This is a genomic window from Microtetraspora sp. AC03309 (assembly GCF_020826795.1).
GTDB lineage: Bacteria > Actinomycetota > Actinomycetes > Streptosporangiales > Streptosporangiaceae > Microtetraspora > Microtetraspora glauca.
Window position 1 is genome coordinate 181,898 of record NZ_JADDIL010000002.1, and the last position, 15,063, is coordinate 196,960.

Annotated in this window: 13 protein-coding genes and 1 pseudogene; 7 read left to right on the top strand and 7 right to left on the bottom strand. The window is 71.8% G+C overall.

Annotated features, from left to right (window positions below):
- Positions 1-143: 143 nt before the first annotated feature.
- Positions 144-989, top strand: coding sequence for a hypothetical protein (locus tag IMZ11_RS01780; protein WP_228637062.1), 846 nt, complete (start codon positions 144-146; stop codon positions 987-989).
- Positions 990-1,112: 123 nt separating this feature from the next.
- On the opposite strand, the gene IMZ11_RS01785 is transcribed toward IMZ11_RS01780, so the two are convergent.
- Positions 1,113-1,706: a Clp protease N-terminal domain-containing protein gene (locus tag IMZ11_RS01785; RefSeq protein WP_228637065.1), complete on the bottom strand. Its 594-nt coding sequence runs from the start codon at positions 1,704-1,706 to the stop codon at positions 1,113-1,115.
- Between the two features lie 2 nt (positions 1,707-1,708).
- A complete protein-coding gene (locus IMZ11_RS01790; RefSeq protein WP_061259371.1) occupies positions 1,709-1,942 on the bottom strand; it encodes a hypothetical protein in 234 nt (77 codons plus the stop codon).
- A 120-nt stretch (positions 1,943-2,062) separates the two neighbouring features.
- Here IMZ11_RS01790 and IMZ11_RS01795 point away from each other — a divergent pair, with 120 nt between their 5' ends.
- Positions 2,063-3,754 (top strand): ABC transporter ATP-binding protein, encoded by a 1,692-nt coding sequence (locus IMZ11_RS01795; protein WP_228637068.1) that lies wholly within the window; start codon positions 2,063-2,065, stop codon positions 3,752-3,754.
- Positions 3,755-3,757: 3 nt separating this feature from the next.
- Positions 3,758-5,530, top strand: a complete 1,773-nt coding sequence (locus tag IMZ11_RS01800) for an ABC transporter ATP-binding protein (protein ID WP_228637070.1) — start codon at positions 3,758-3,760, stop codon at positions 5,528-5,530.
- Between the two features lie 82 nt (positions 5,531-5,612).
- On the opposite strand, the gene IMZ11_RS01805 is transcribed toward IMZ11_RS01800, so the two are convergent.
- A complete protein-coding gene (locus tag IMZ11_RS01805; RefSeq protein WP_228637075.1) occupies positions 5,613-7,649 on the bottom strand; it encodes a S9 family peptidase in 2,037 nt (678 codons plus the stop codon).
- A 31-nt stretch (positions 7,650-7,680) separates the two neighbouring features.
- On the opposite strand from IMZ11_RS01805, the gene mshB reads away from it, so the two are divergent.
- Genes mshB through IMZ11_RS01820 form a run of 3 tightly spaced genes read left to right on the top strand, consistent with a single transcriptional unit; the run spans position 7,681 to position 9,404 of the window.
- Positions 7,681-8,586: an N-acetyl-1-D-myo-inositol-2-amino-2-deoxy-alpha-D-glucopyranoside deacetylase gene (mshB, locus tag IMZ11_RS01810; protein ID WP_228637077.1), complete on the top strand. Its 906-nt coding sequence runs from the start codon at positions 7,681-7,683 to the stop codon at positions 8,584-8,586.
- Positions 8,561-8,974 carry a DUF6113 family protein gene (locus IMZ11_RS01815; protein WP_228637080.1) on the top strand — a complete coding sequence of 138 codons (414 nt, stop codon included), beginning with the start codon at positions 8,561-8,563 and terminating at the stop codon, positions 8,972-8,974. Before mshB ends, IMZ11_RS01815 begins: the two co-directional genes overlap by 26 nt.
- Before the next feature lie 10 nt (positions 8,975-8,984).
- Positions 8,985-9,404: a hypothetical protein gene (locus IMZ11_RS01820; RefSeq protein ID WP_228637083.1), complete on the top strand. Its 420-nt coding sequence runs from the start codon at positions 8,985-8,987 to the stop codon at positions 9,402-9,404.
- A 39-nt stretch (positions 9,405-9,443) separates the two neighbouring features.
- On the opposite strand, the gene IMZ11_RS01825 is transcribed toward IMZ11_RS01820, so the two are convergent.
- Entirely contained in the window at positions 9,444-10,145 is a 702-nt protein-coding gene (locus tag IMZ11_RS01825) for a hypothetical protein (protein ID WP_228637086.1), read from the bottom strand.
- Positions 10,146-10,275: 130 nt separating this feature from the next.
- Here IMZ11_RS01825 and IMZ11_RS01830 point away from each other — a divergent pair, with 130 nt between their 5' ends.
- Positions 10,276-10,422, top strand: a complete 147-nt coding sequence (locus IMZ11_RS01830; RefSeq protein ID WP_228637089.1) for a hypothetical protein — start codon at positions 10,276-10,278, stop codon at positions 10,420-10,422.
- Between the two features lies 1 nt (position 10,423).
- Here IMZ11_RS01830 and IMZ11_RS01835 read toward each other — a convergent pair whose 3' ends face one another.
- From IMZ11_RS01835 to IMZ11_RS01845, 3 genes and pseudogenes are all read right to left on the bottom strand, one after another.
- Positions 10,424-12,268 carry a sigma factor-like helix-turn-helix DNA-binding protein gene (locus IMZ11_RS01835; protein ID WP_061259359.1) on the bottom strand — a complete coding sequence of 615 codons (1,845 nt, stop codon included), beginning with the start codon at positions 12,266-12,268 and terminating at the stop codon, positions 10,424-10,426.
- 48 nt (positions 12,269-12,316) lie between these two features.
- Positions 12,317-14,377 carry a UvrD-helicase domain-containing protein gene (locus tag IMZ11_RS01840; RefSeq protein WP_228637091.1) on the bottom strand — a complete coding sequence of 687 codons (2,061 nt, stop codon included), beginning with the start codon at positions 14,375-14,377 and terminating at the stop codon, positions 12,317-12,319.
- Between the two features lie 6 nt (positions 14,378-14,383).
- Positions 14,384-15,063, bottom strand: a pseudogene (locus IMZ11_RS01845) (hypothetical protein); the annotation flags it as partial.

The following is a 15,063-nucleotide window of genomic DNA, read 5'->3' on the forward strand; positions in this document are numbered from 1 at the left end:
AAGCTCGGGCGCGGCGGATGGGGGACACGACCGCGGCGACCGGTTTTCCACACAACCGGCGTTCTCCACAGAACGCGACTCGGGAAGGGAGGGCCGTCCGCCGCGCTGCCAGCCTGGGCCTTCGTCGTCCAGTGGAGGTGCCCATGACCGCCAAGATCCTGCTGCCGGTGGCCGCCTCGGTGAGCGTCGCCTACGTGGTCGCCGCTCCCGATGAGCCCGTTCCCGCCGCCGCGGTCACCGAGCTGGTGGGGGCCCTTCCTCCTGGCGTCGAGCTGCGGGTCGAGGAGATCGACGGCGCTCATCCGTCACTCGCCCACGCGATCCGGGTGCTCTCCTGCCCGGACTGCTCGCCCGACGTCGATCCGCTCGTCGCTGTGCTGCTGGAGATGGCGAAGGGGCATCTCCAGATCACCTGTACGGCTCCGCCGGGGTGGCCGCCCGACCACTTGCACTGGTGCGCCCTGGCGACCGACCGCCTCGCGGACCTCACCCGAGGGATCCGCCTCGATCCGCGCACCCCGCGGTTGCTGCCCGATCAATGGCGTTCGGAGCCGTTCCTCTCCCGCGAGGATTTCGCGGTGGCCACGTGGGTCTCCGTCAGCTTCACCCCCGGCGACGACGACCGGTTCGTCATGCGCACGACGGGGCTGTCCCTGCTCGGCCTGCCCGAGCTCAGGACCACGCGGCTCTCGGAGAGGCATCTTCACGGCTGGTTCCACCTCTTCTACGGCCTGGCCCACGTGCTCGCCTCGACGCTCTTCGCTCGGCCGCCCGGCCGCCGAGGCATCGAGATCCCGGTGGAACAGGTGGTGACGACCACCGACGTCAGGGCGGCGCATCGTCTGCCACCGCCCGCGCGCCGGAGGCGGGTCGTGGTCCGGCTGCGGTACGACCCGCGCACCCGTGATCTCTCCGTTCTGGCTCCCGCCGAGTTCGCCGGCCGGGAGGCCGAGTGGCGCGACCGGGTCGCGGCCGCGATGTGCGGCTGATGCGGTGATGGAAAAGATCACGGGCCTGCCAGGTGTTGTGGCCCGCTCGTCCTTGGTGTCCCGGGCCTCCCAGCCCAGACAGGGGCCCGGTCGCCGCACTGGCGACAGCCCTCCGACAACCGGTCAGGAGGCGCGGGGTCGGCGAGCGCTCGGTGCGAGCAGTCGTTCCAGTTCGATACGGAGGGTGGCGATGTCGATGCCCGAGGAGCTGATCACCCGCGCACCGAGCCCCTCGGCCTCCCGTAGCAGGCCGAGGAGGATGTGGCCGTCGCGGATCTCCTTGCTTTTCAGGGCGATCGCCTCGCGCAGGGACAGTTCGAGGGCCTTCTTCGCGCCCCGGTCGAAGGGGATGTGGCGGCCACTGAGCAGCAGGCCGCGATGGTTCCGGCTGGGTGCCCGGTCGAGGGCGCCGGGCCCGAAGGTCGCCTCGACTCTTTCCCGTACGGCCGCCAGGTCGATGCCGATCGTCTCCAGAGCGTCGGCGTCCAGGTCTCCGCCACGTTGGTCCGGTCCGGGAAGGGCGCGCAGCGTCGCCGCCTCGGCCCGGTCCAGGGTGAGGCCGTGCTCGTTCAGGATCTGTGCCGACAGTGTGTCCGGATTCCCGAGGAGGCCGAGCAGCAGGTGCTCGGTGCCGATGTGCCGGTGCTGCAACCGCCGGGCGTGCTCCTGCGCCTGGGTCACCGTCTGCCGGGCGTCGTTGGTGAACCGTTCGAACATCGCTACTTCTCCCGTCTCAGTAGTCCACGCCCGCCCGCGTACTTCTTGTGGACGGCCTGCCTGGTGACGCCCAGCAATGTGGCGATCTCCTGCCAGGACCAGCCCTGGGTCCGTGCGTTCTCCACCTGAAGTGCTTCAAGTCGCTCGACCAGCACCCGCAGGGCCCGGACGGCCCGCAGTCCGATGCCGGGGTCGCGGCTGCCGGCATCGCTGGCCAGCTGCGCCGTATCGTTCATGGTGTCAACCTAGGTTTACATCACTCGCGTGTCAACCCAGGTTTACATTCGGCCTCGCGACACGCGGGCACGAAAATCGATTGCCGAGCCTGGGACCGGCCTGTGAGCCTTGAGGACGTCATGCTCTCCTTGCCTGTCGCCGACCCCGGCATTCCCGACGCCCGAAGTCCCCTCCGCTACCTGTGGTGGGTCGCCTGTGCCCAGCGCGCCCCGCTCCTGATCGGCATCGGCTTCGCCATCCTCTGGTGGCTGGGCCAGGCCCTCGTGCCCGCCGCGCTGGGCAGCGCCATCGACGCACTGCTCTCCGCGGACACGGGCGGTCTGGTGCGCTGGTCCCTCGTCCTGCTCGGGCTGGGCGTCGTCCAGGCCGTCGCCGGCGCGCTGCGGCACCGGTTCGCCGTGTTCACCTGGCTGTCCGCCGCCTACCGCACGGTCCAGGTCACCTCACGGCAGGCCACCAGGCTGGGCGCGACCTTGCCGAAACGGCTCTCGACCGGTGAGGTGGTGAGCGTCGGCAACTCCGACATCGCTCACATCGGCAACGCGATGGACATCCTGCTGCGCGGCACGGGAGCGGTCGTCGCCGTCGTCACGGTGACGGTCCTGCTGATCACGAGGTCGCTGCCGCTCGGGCTCATGGTGCTGATCGGCGTGCCGGTGATGGCGGCCGCGGTGGGCCCGCTGCTCAGGCCGTTGCACCGTCGCCAGCACCAGCAGCGCGACCTGCAGGGCGAGCTGGCCACACGGGCGGCCGACATCGTGGCGGGCCTGAGGGTGCTTCGTGGCATCGGCGGCGAGCGGGTGTTCGCCGACCGCTACCGCGAGGAGTCGCAGCGGGTGCGGCGAGCCGGGGTCGGGGTCGCGTCGGTCGAGTCGGTGCTCGAAGGCGCCCAGATCCTGCTGCCCGGACTGCTCATCGCCTGCGTGACCTGGCTCGGCGCGCGGTTCGCCCTTGCCGGTGAGATCAGCGCGGGTGGGCTCGTCGCCTTCTACGGCTACGCGGTGTTCCTCATCGCGCCGCTCCGGACGCTCACCGAGGCCGCCGACAAGATCACCAAGGGGCATGTCGCGGCCCGCAGGGTCTGCCGGATCCTGTCACTGGACCCCGAGCTCTCCGGCGGCGACGCGACCCTGCCTTGGGGCGGTGACCTGCACGACGAGGAGTCCGGTCTGACGGTGCGGCGAGGGCTGCTGACCGCAGTGGCGGCGGCGGTGCCCGAAGACGCGATCACGATCGCCGACCGGCTCGGGAGGTACGCGCCCGGAGAAGTGACGCTGGGCGGCAGGCCGCTGGCCGATCTGCCGATGGCGGAGGTCAGGCGGCATGTCCTGATCGCGGACAACGCGGCCAAGCTCTTCACCGGCCGCCTGCGCGACGAGCTGGACGTCACCGGCACGGCTTCGGACGAGTCCGTGCACGAAGCCCTGGCCGCGGCGTGCGCGCAGGACATCGTGGAAGCGTTGCCCGACGGTCTGGACGCTCACGTGGCCGAGTCCGGCCGCGAGTTCTCCGGCGGCCAGCAGCAGCGGCTGCGCCTGGTCAGGGCGCTGGTCACCGATCCCGAGATCCTGGTCCTGATCGAGCCGACCAGCGCGGTGGACGCCCATACGGAGGCGCGGATCGCCGAGCGGCTGGGCCGGGCGCGCGCGGGTCGCACCACCCTCGTCTGCACGACCAGCCCGCTCGTCCTCGACCACGCCGACCTCGTCCTCTTCGTGGAGGACGGCAAGGTGCGGGCCGAGGGCACCCACCGGGAGTTGCTCGCCGGGGAACCCGCATACCGGTCCACGGTCACCCGAGGGGAGGAGTAGTCGATGGCACGCGAGATCCTGCCGGTCGCCGACCAGGCGCAGGTGCGCGCCTACGCGCGGCGACTCACACTGAAGTACCCCCGCGAGCTCACGCTCGCTCTGGGCCTGCACGCCCTCGCCGCCATGGCGGGGCTGGCCGCGCCCCGGTTGCTGGGCGGGTTGGTCGAGGCCGTCAAGGACGGCACCGACACCGTCAACGTCGACACGGTCGCCCTGGCCATCGCCGGATTCGTGGTCATGCAGGCGATCCTGGTCAGGTTCGCCGTCTACGCCTCGTCCCGGCTGGGCGAGAAGGTGCTCGCCGAGTTGCGTGAGGACTTCGTCGACAAGATCCTCGCGCTGCCGCTGTCCACCGTCGAGCGGGCCGGGTCCGGTGACCTGCTCACTCGCACGTCCCGTGACGTGGACGCGCTCTCCCGCAGTGTGCGGCACGCCGTACCCGAGACGCTGATCGCGATCGTCACCGGGGCGTTCATGGTGGGCGCGGTCCTCGTGGTCGGGCCCATCCTCGCGGTGCCCTCGCTGCTCGCCGTGCCGCTGCTGTGGATCGCCACGCGGTGGTACCTCAACCGTGCCAGAGACGGCTACCTGCGGGAGAACGCCGCGTACGCCGAGATGACGGAGGGGCTGGCCGAGACCGTGGACGGCGCGCGGACCGTGGAGGCCCTGGGCCTGCGGGACCGCCGCCACCGCAGGACGGACGGCGACATCGCCCGCTCGTGGAAGGCCGAGCGGTACACCCTCGGCCTGCGCATGGTGTGGTTCCCCGCCGTGGAGTTCGGCTACGTGATCCCGGTCGTGGCCACCCTTCTCATCGGTGGTCTGTTCTCCATGGAGGGCTGGGCGTCGGTGGCCCAGGTGACCACGGCGACGCTCTACGTGCAGCAGCTCATCGACCCGCTGGACCGGCTGCTGTCCTGGGTGGACGAGCTCCAGGTCGGTGGGGCCTCGCTGGCGCGCCTGCTCGGCGTGGCCAACGTCAAGGAGGACCGCGTGGCCGGGGTTGAACGGCCCGACGGCGACGAGCTCCGGGCGGCCGACGTCCGGTACTCCTACCGCGAGGGACGCGACGTGCTGCACGGCATCGATCTGAACGTGCGCCAGGGCGAGCGGCTCGCCATGGTCGGCCCGTCAGGCGCGGGCAAGTCCACCCTGGGCCGGCTGCTCGCGGGCATCCACGGCCCGCGCACCGGCACTGTCACCGTGGGCGGGACGCAGCTGGTCGAGCTGCCGCTCGACGAATTGCGCGGCCACGTCGCGCTGGTCACCCAGGAGCATCATGTCTTCCGGGGAACGCTGCGTGACAACGTGCTGATCGCGCGTCCCGACGCCTCCGACGGCGAGGTCCGGCGTGCGCTGGCCGCGGTGGACGCGTGGGAGTGGGTCGAGCAGCTCGACGAGGGACTGGACACGATCGTCGGCTCCGGTCGCACCGCGATCTCACCGGCGCAGGCGCAGCAGCTCGCGCTCGCCCGCCTCGTGCTGGCCGACCCGCACACGCTCGTACTCGACGAGGCGACCTCGTTGATCGACCCGCGCGCCGCGCGCAACCTGGAGCGCTCGCTGGCGGCCGTCCTCAAGGGGCGGACCGTGATCGCCATCGCGCACCGGCTCTACACCGCGCACGACGCCGACCGCGTCGCCGTCGTCGAGGACGGCCGGATCAGCGAGCTGGGCTCGCACGACGAGCTGGTCGCGGCGGGCGGTGCCTACGCCGCGCTGTGGCAGAGCTGGCACGGCGGAGGCGTCGCCGGGCCGGTCAGGGAGCCTTCCTGAGCCGGTCCGCGCCGTACGGCATGGCCGCGGGCCGGGGCACGCCCCGAGGACGCGGCCATGCCGTCAGGTCGACGCCGTCTGGTCAGCCCAGGGCCTTCTTGAGGAAGTCGACCTGGAGGAGCAGCAGGTTCTCCGCGACGACCTCCTGCGGCGTCATGTGGGTCACGCCGGACAACGGCAGGACGGTGTGCGGGCGTCCGGCGGCGAGCAGCGCCGACGACAGCCGCAGCGTGTGTGCCGCCACCACGTTGTCGTCCGCGAGGCCGTGCACGAGCAGCAGCGGCCGCTCCAGCTTCTCCGCGTCGGCGAGCAGCGAGGACGCCTCGTAGTGTCCCTCGTCCGGGTGGCCGAGATACCGCTCGGTGTAGCAGGTGTCGTACAGCCGCCAGTCCGTCACCGGGGCCCCGGCGATCGCCGCGTGGAACACGTCCGGGCGCCGGAGGACCGCCAGCGCGGCCAGATAACCGCCGAACGACCAGCCGCGGATGCCCACCCGTGACAGGTCGAGGTCGTACTCGGCCGCCGCGCCGTGCAGCGCCTCCACCTGGTCGTCGAGCGTGACGGTGAAGTTGTGCAGCACCTCGCGCTCGAAGGCCGGGCCGCGACCGGGAGTGCCCCTGCCGTCCGCCACGATCACCGCGAAGCCCTGCTCGGCCCACCACTGGGACTCCAGGAACATCCGGCCGGAGGCGAGCACGCGCTGGGCGCCCGGGCCGCCGTACGGGTCCATGAGGACCGGCAACTTCCCGCTGCCCGGCTCGTACCAGGAGGGGAGCAGCACGGCCGTGGCCAGATTGCGCTTGCCGGTGGGGACGAGCGAGACGCGCAGGTCGATGCCGGGCCGCTCGGCGTGGGAGTCGATGTGGCCGCACGGCCGGCCGCCCCGGAAGATCCGGGTGACCGAGGTCTGGCTCTCCAGCGTGGCACCGATGATCACCGTCGTGCCTCCGGCGGACGTGCCGCTGTAGACACCCGGCTCCTCGGGGCTCACCCGCGCGAGCACGCCCGCCGAGCAGGTCCACACCTGGACCTCGGTGGGGTCGGCGCTCGCCTGGAACAGGACCGTGTCCCCGTCGACGGCCAGCACCGAGCGCACCTGCAGGGTCGGGGGCGTGACCGGACGGTCGCCGACGATCAGGCGCCGCCCGCCCTCGGAGTCGGCCACCCAGACCAGGGTGCCGTCGGACAGGTGGTCGGGGACGCCGGGGACGATGTCCACCCAGGCGGGGTCGACGTCCTCGCGGACCGGCGCGAGGCCGTCCGTGACCGTGAGCAGGCGCAGGGCCTTCTGGTCGCGCGGCATGGTGACGATCGCCAGGCCGTGGTCGTCCCAGAGCGCGGTGACGAGATACTCGTCGTCGAACGGGACCGGGGAGCGCGAGCCGTCCAGCCCGAGAACGAAGAGCTCGGTCCGGGCGTTGGGCGTGCCCGCCGCCGGATAGGCCACGGTCACCGGCTCGGACGCCGGGTTGGCCGGGTCGGCGATGTGCCAGCGCGTGACCGGGGCCTCGTCGACCCGCTCGACCAGCAGGGCGTCACCGTCGGGGGACCACCAGTAGCCGCGCATCCGGTCCATCTCCTCGGAGGCGATGAACTCGGCCAGGCCGTAGGTGACGCCTTCCTCGGCGGCGAGGACGACGTCCTCGTCCGCGACCAGGTCGCGCACGTGCAGCGCACCCCCGGTGACGTACGCGACGCGGGTGCCCGAGGGGTTCAGCCTGGGGTCGATCACCGGCCCCGGGGTCTCCAGGTGGCGTACGGCTCCCGCCGCCAGATCGACCAGGTAGAGAGCTCCGGACAGGGCGAAGACGGCCTGTTCTGCCGCGGAGTCGGTGGCGTAGGCCACCACGCCGCCCGCCGCCTCGCGGGACCGCTCACGGCGGGCGCGCTCCTCGGGCGGGAGGTTCTCCTCTCCGCCGCCGAGCGAGAGGGGGTCCACGACGAGCCGCTCGGCGCCGGTCGCGACGTCGAACTCCCACAGGCACGTCACCGGGTCGGCGCCGGACCTCGACCGGAGGAAGATCACCCGACCGCCGTCGGGAGAGATCGTGAAGCCGCGCGGGACGCCCAGGGTGAAGCGCCGGGTCCGGGCAAACAACCGGGGAAAGCTCTCAGTCATAACTCCCCATCCTGCCAGCTAGGCTCGGAGCATGACTGACCGGCGATTGCTGCTCGTGCACGCCCATCCCGACGACGAGTCGATCGGCTCGGGGGCGACCATGGCCAAGTACGCCACGGAGGGCGCCCATGTCACGCTGGTGACCTGCACCCTCGGCGAAGAGGGTGAGGTCATCCCGCCGGAGCTGGCGCACCTGGCCGCCGACAGGGACGACACGCTCGGGCAGCACCGCATCGGCGAGCTGGAGTCGGCCTGCCGGGCGCTCGGGGTCAGCGACCACAGGTTCCTCGGCGGCCCCGGCCGCTGGCGCGACTCCGGCATGATGGGCGCCCCCACCAACGACCGGCCGGACTGCTTCTGGCGGGCCGATCTCGACGAGGCGGCCGCGGAGCTGGTCGCGGTGATCCGCGAGGTCCGGCCGCAGGTGCTCGTCACCTACGACGAGAACGGCTTCTACGGCCATCCCGACCACATCCAGGCGCACCGCGTGGCCCGGCGGGCGTTCGAGCTGGCCGCCGACCCCGCGCACCCCGGCGGGGAGCCGTGGCAGATCGCCAAGTTCTACTACACGGCCATGCCGAAGTCGGTGATGAAGCGCGCCGCCGAGACGATGCGCGAGGCCGACATCGAGTTCTGGGGCGAGGATGTCGATGTCCTGCCGTTCGGTTGCGCGGACGAGGAGGTGACCACGGAGATCGACGCTCGCGCCCACATCACGGCGAAACTGGACGCGATGCGCGCGCACGCCACGCAGATCGCGGTCGACGCCCCGTGGTTCGCGCTCTCCAACAACGTCGGCCAGGCCGCACTGGGGGTCGAGCACTTCATTCTCCACGCCGGCGTTCCCGGCCGCCCCGGTGTCGGCGCGCCGTACGAGGTGGGAGGCATCGGCGAGCCGTACAACCGTGAGGATGATCTCTTTGCAGGCATCGACTAGTCCCCCGCCGGAGCAGGGGGAGTCCCCCGCCGTCACCGGCGCGGCCTACGGCATGCTCTTCGTGCTCGGGGTCGTGCTCGGCGTGGTCGGCGGTTTCGAGCACTCCTGGTACGCCGGGGACGTGCCCGTCGCGGCGATCGTGTGGCTGCCGATCCTGTTCGCAGTGCCGTACGCCATGGGGCGGCTGATCGGGGGCAAGATGGGCGCGCTGCTGCCCGCTGCCGGCTGGATGTTGGTCTCGTTCTTCCTGGCCAGCAAGCAGGCCGCGGGAGACCTGGTCATCGCCGCCGATCCGGCCGGATACTGGTATCTCTACGGAGGGACGGCGGCCCTCGTGGTCGCCATCATGGTCACGCGATCCCAAGGTTCGTGGCTCCTGAGGCGCTGAATGAGACCGTATGAGATGGCACCGGTTCCGGCAGGTCGTCAACATCGTCAACCTCTCCACCCCCGTCGGCCTGCTGATCGCGCTGATCGGCGGGGCCACTCCGCGTAAGGGCGAGCACGGGCTCATCCTGGCGCACGGCTACCGCATCCCGTTTCCGGTGGCCGGCGCGTTCACGGTCGGCAATGTGGTCCTCACCAAGAACCGGGACGGCTACCTCGTCGGCGAGCTGCTCGCCCACGAGTCCCGGCACGCCACGCAGTACGTTCTCTGTGTGGGGTTGCCGATGCTTCCGCTCTATGTGATCGCGGCCGCTGTCTCGCTGGTCGTCTGCGGCGATCCCGCCTCGTGCAACGTCTTCGAGCGGCTGGCCGGACTCGAGGACGGAGGCTACGCCCGGCGTCACCCCTGGTGGCGCCGACCGGCTCGGTGAACGCCGGCAAACGACACCGATCGAGGTGTACGGCGGGTGTCAGACCTTCCCGATATCGGAGGACAGGTCCAGGCCCAGGATGTGGTCGAGATGCAGGAAGGTCTCGAACCGCGAGCCCGGCGCCACCGAGTCGTCGATCTCCAGCTCGCGTACCAGCCGCACGGCGAGCGGTGTGTCGAGATCGTCGTCGAACGCCTCCCGGATGCGGGCGGCCCGCTCCCTGGCGATCGGCCCGCTGGGCGACTCCGCCCACCGGGCGACACGCCCTCGCCACCGCCTGACCGTCCGGTCGGCCGATCGCAGCGCGTCCCAGCTCAGGTCCACCGGGCCGCGGTAGTGATGCTCCAGGAGCGCCAGCCGTACGGCCAGCGGGTCGAGGCCGGCGGCCTCCACGTCGGAGACCAGCGTGTCCGCTGGCGCGTTTCCCTCGAACAGCAGCGGCCCGCCCACCACTCGGTGCCGGCCGTCAGGACCGCCGGGGCCGAGCACGAGATCGACGGGCTCCCCGGCGTACGGCAGGGGCGTGGACAGGTGGATGTTCAGCGCGAGCGGGCCCGGCTCCCCGGCGTCGCCGTGGGTGAGCACCCGCAGGCCGTGTCGCTCGATCACCCGGCGTACGAGGTCGGGCAGCAGGTAGGACAGTGGGCCCGGCGGTGTGGAGACGTACATCCGCAGCGCCCGCGCCCCGGCGGGGGCGACCCGTTCGACGCTGTCCCGCAGGGTGTCATGGAGCCGCAACATGCTCCGAGCCTAGCCAGGTGGGCGTGATCGACCAATCCGCTGTGATCGTGCTACGTATTTGCGGTGAAATTTCGCAATACCGTGGCCGTCGTCGCCCTGACGGCAGACCAGGATCACCTGGCGGCTGTGGGTGGACGGCAAGGACCTGCCGCACCGCCTGACCACGTCATGGAAGCGCGGCCCCAGTGACGACTTCCCGATGGACACCGGCTCCGCCGTCACCACGAACCACGACGCCTGGGGCTCGAAGGTGACGGTCGCCTCGCCGCTGGAGTGATTCAGGAGTCGAGGAAGTTCAGGATGTCCCGGTCGCCGCGGTCCCGCAGCCTGGCCATGATCTCCTCACGCGCCGCGCCCTCGGGGAGACCGATGCGGGCACCGATGAGCCGCAGGCCCTCCGCCTCGGAGGCGACCGGCGCGGTGTAACCGATGAGATGCAGGGCCCGGTTGAGCGCGGCCAGCCCCGGCGTGGCGGCGGGCAGGAAGCGGGTCAGCAGCTCCCCGCCGTCGGAGACGGTGAGGAAGACGTGATCGCCCTCCGAGGCGTTGTAGCCCGCGAGCACCGGCCGGATGGACCCCATCGTCGGCTGGTTGTGCCAGCTGATCACCACCTCACCGGACGGCGTCGAGGCGGTCAGCTGCCCGCCCGGGGCCATGCCCAGGTGTGCGGCGAAGCCGGTCGGCAGCGGCGACCCGGAGCCGCGCAGGTGCTCGGGGTTGACGTCCACCCGGTGCCACCAGCGGCCGTCCCTGCTGCGGAAGCAGCGACGGGTCATCGACACGTCCCGGCGCGGTTGGTACGGCTCGGCCTGCTCCTGCCCGGCCACCCGGATCCAGCCGCGCTGCGTGCGCTCGAACCCGGGGCCCCCGGCGTACGCCCGGACGGAGCTCTCGCTCACCTCGTACCGGGAGGTGAGGCTGCTGACGATCGTGCTGACCGACGCCTCGCCGCCCGCCCGCTCGATCTCGCGGGTGATCATCTCGCGGATGCCGAGGTACTCCTCCCCGCCCCAGCGCCGCAGGCCGTACTTGTTGCGGTCGAGGCGCAGGAACCGGTCGTCGGCGGTGAGCTGGTTGCGGATCCCGACCAGGCTGTAGTCCTCGCCGATCCGCGACTGGATCTCCTCGGGCGAGAGCGCGGTGCCGGCCACGGCGAGCACGGCCTCGGCCTTGTCGTTGACGCTGCGCGGCCACGGGACCACGTGTCCTTCCAGCACCCGCAGGTGCGGGACGGCGGCGAGCCAGCGCTCCGCCACGTCCTCGCGGATGCCGAGCTGGGCGACCAGGGACACCGCCTCGCCCAGGGGACGCGGGCCGTCGGCGAAGAGCTGCCGGGTCTTCTCCCGCAGCTCGTCGGCCCCACCGGCGACCAGCCAGCCGTCCACCTGGTCGTAGCCGGTGAGCAGGGTGCGCAGGAACCGCCATGTGGGGATCCCCAGCGTGGCGAGCTCGGCGCGGTGCCACGGGACCGCCGCGGCGAGATCGTCGGCGGGTACGGCGGAGCCCAACCGGCCACGGAGCCAGGTGAGGTGCGCGGTCAGCGGGCCCGCCTCGGGTGAGGTGAGCCATGACTCCACGTGGTCACGCAGGTCGCGCTCGATCTGCCGGATGCGCTCGCGGGTCACTGAGAACCGCTGGGCCAGCTCGTCCAGCGTCACCCGCTGCTCGGCGTAGAGCCGGTCCCTCGCGATGGCGCGCTGCCGGTCGTCGAGCCGGGCGAAGACCTCGTCGATGATCTCGGGGATCGGGCGCTCGGGCAGAGCCGGCGCGACGGGGGCGCCGGACGGCTCCTCGGCCGGCTCGGTCTCCAGGAGCCTGCCGATGACGTCCGCGAACAGCTGCTGGACGGCCTCGCGCGGGCCGGGCGTCTGGAGGCTCTCCTGCGGATTGGTGAACCTCAGCAACGGCAGGATGTCACCGAGCGCCAGGTGTCCCCAGCAGGCCGTGGTGAGATCCACCAGCCGGGAGACGACCCGCTCGATCCCCACCGCCGCACAGGCCCGATCGAGGGGAATCGCCTGCCACCACGCGTCTGGAAGACCGGGGTCGCTCGCGATCGGCTCGACCTGACTGGGTGCGGTCCAGCGCAGGGGAGGCACGATGTCGCTCAGGCTAAGGTTCATGCAGGTCCAACCGGCAAGGGGAATATATCCGCAGTTCAGACTAGGGGATCAGGCAGGTAGGAAGGGACTCGCTCGTCCGGTGTGGGAGACGTAGAGCATCTCGCTGGCCCGTGTGCACGCCACGTAGAGGAGCCCCCGTTCGCGTTGCAGGTCGTGCGCCCGTGCCGTCGGGTCCTCGGCGGCCGGGGTCAGTGCTTCGGGTGCCGGCACGATTCCGTCAGCCACGCCTATCACGGCCACCCGCCGGAATTCCAGTCCCTTCATCCCGTGCAGCATGGTCACCTTGACGCTGATCCCGGCCTCCTGCAGCGCCGTACGCGCGGCTCTGACGAGGTCGGTGGTGCGGGCAGCCACGGCGATCTGGTCCTCGGGGACGCCGTCGGCGAGCCACGAGGAAAGGTGGGACACCAGCCCGGCCAGCTCCGCCTCCTGGGAGACGTATCCGAGGACCGTGGGGCGCGGCCCGTGCTGCAGCGCCCGGTAGCCGTGCAGTTCGGCGATGCCCTCGACGAGGCCGTCCGCCGGCCCGCCGCCGCGCAGCCGGATGCCGAAGGACAGGATCTCGTGCGGCAGCCGGTAGGAGATCGTGAGGTGGAATCTCCGCGTGGGGATGCCGAGCCCGGCCAGCGCGACACGGGTGTCGAACATGCGCTGGTGGGGGTCGCCCACGATGAACATGTCGTTCGGCGCGAGCGGCACCGCCGCCCGCAGCAGGCGCCACTGCGCCGGGTGCAGGTCCTGAGCCTCGTCCACCACGATGTGCCGGTACGGCTCCCTGCCCGGTGCCTCGTCGCCCAGCATGTCGCCGGTGGACCGGCCGAGCAGTTCGGCGGCCTCGGACGCGAGCTGAAGGAGGGTCCGTCGGCCGGATTCCCGCAGCCGCTCGGTGACGTACTGGACGGCGCGCCAGACGGTGGCGCGGATCTCCGGTGACAACTCGACCGTACGGCCGGAGCGCGGGGCGGCGAGGTACTCGTCCAGGGTGCGCAGGTTCTGGGAGAGGATCACCTGCTCCCATTCGCGCAGCAGGAACGCGGCAGCGAACCTGCTGCCCGCCGCCTCCTGCCACAGCGCGGCCAGGTCGCCGGTGCCGACCAGGGTCGGCGGGCGGCCCTCGGCCTCGGACACGATGCGGTGCGCGAGCCGGTCGACGTTGCGCACCTCGATGCGCTCGCGCACGGTCTCGTCGTCGACGATCAGGTCCAACCGGGCGGCCAGCTCGGAGGCCAGCGCCTGGGAGAAGGTGACCAGCAGGACGGGCCCGGCCGCCGCGCGGGCCAGGTACGCGGCCCGGTGCAGGGCGATGACCGTCTTGCCGGTGCCCGCGCCGCCGGTCACGAGCGTCGGCAGGTCGTACTGCGGCCAGTTGGCGTACGTGTGCTGCGGCGGATAGAGGAACGTGGCCCAGTGCGGGGCGTTGAGGATCCGGTCGAGTTCCTGCTGGCTGGTGGCGAAGGCCGCCCTGCCGGGGCTGCGCCGCAGCGCGGCGAGCAGGTCGTCGGGGTCGATCTCGCCCGGCTCCATGCAGCGGCAGCCGTCCAGCTCCGACCAGGCCGCCGCCAGCGACCCACCCTTGGTCAGCGCCATGAGCGGGGCCAGCTGGCTCTCCGGCAGGAACGGCTCGATCCCGGTGAGGTGCACCTCGGAGGTCATCAGCCGCAGCAGCGGGAGAAGCGTCTCGTCGATGCCGATCTCAAGCAGGTCGTTGTCGCAGAACGTGCCGAACAGGCGGCGGTCGGTGCCCCGCGACGCCCGGCGCAGGGCCGCCTCGGACTGGTCGATCGCCTCGGCGTCCCACACCTCGACGACCCCGATGGCCGTGTTGACGCCGACGCGGTGCCGCTGGGCGTAGGACCACGCCTCGTCGTCGGGCAGCACGGTCAGCAGCCAGTAGGTGTCCTCCTGCCGTACGACGACGCCGCGGTGGCCGGCGGACAGGCGCAGGGTGGCCACGCGGGGGTCCCGGCCGTTGCGCACCCGCTCGGGGTGCGGCGCGGCGAGGGAGTTGTGCAGGAACCGCCGCAGGGCGACGGTGGCGTCCCGGCGGGCCGGGGTGTCGAGGGCGCCGAGCTTCTTGACGAAGTCCGGTGAGATCGCGAGCCTGGGCATCTCCGGCTAACCCAACAGGGACAGGAGGTCGCGGTCCCCTCGCTCCCGGAGGCGGGTGAGGAGCTCGGTCTGACCGACGGGACCGGCGAGGCCGATCCTGGTGGCGATGACACGGCCCGCCTGCTCGCGGGTGCCTCCCGGCGCGGTGTAGCCCACCAGCCGGAGTGCCCGTGAGGTCTGGTCGCCGCCGCTCGCCGCCGGCAGGTGCCGTACCCGCAGCATCCCCTCGTCGGAGAGTGTGAGGAAGATGTGGCTTCCTTCCTTGGCCGCCATCTCCGTGAGGATCGGCTGGAGTGATCCGAGAGCCGGGTGGGCCTGCCACGAGAACGTGACGTCCCCTGTGGCGCTTCGCACGGTACGGCTGCCGCCCGGGGAGAGCCCGAGATAGGCGGCGAACCCGCTGGGCAGGGAGATCTCCGCTCCTTCCAGATGCTGCGCGCTCACGTCGACCCGCAGCCACCAGCGCCCGTCGGGCTGGCGGAAACAGCGCCGGGTGAGCGCGACGTCCTTCAACTGGCCTTGCTGTTTCGCCGGTGAGTCCGGCGGGGAACCGGGCGGCGTGCCCGGAGAGAAACCTGGAGAGAACCCCGGCGAGAAGTGTGGTGCGAGGCCCGGGGCGGGATCCGGAACCGGGCCGGGGACGAGCGCCGGGACGCTCGGCGGAAGGCTCGGGGTCGAGCCTGGGG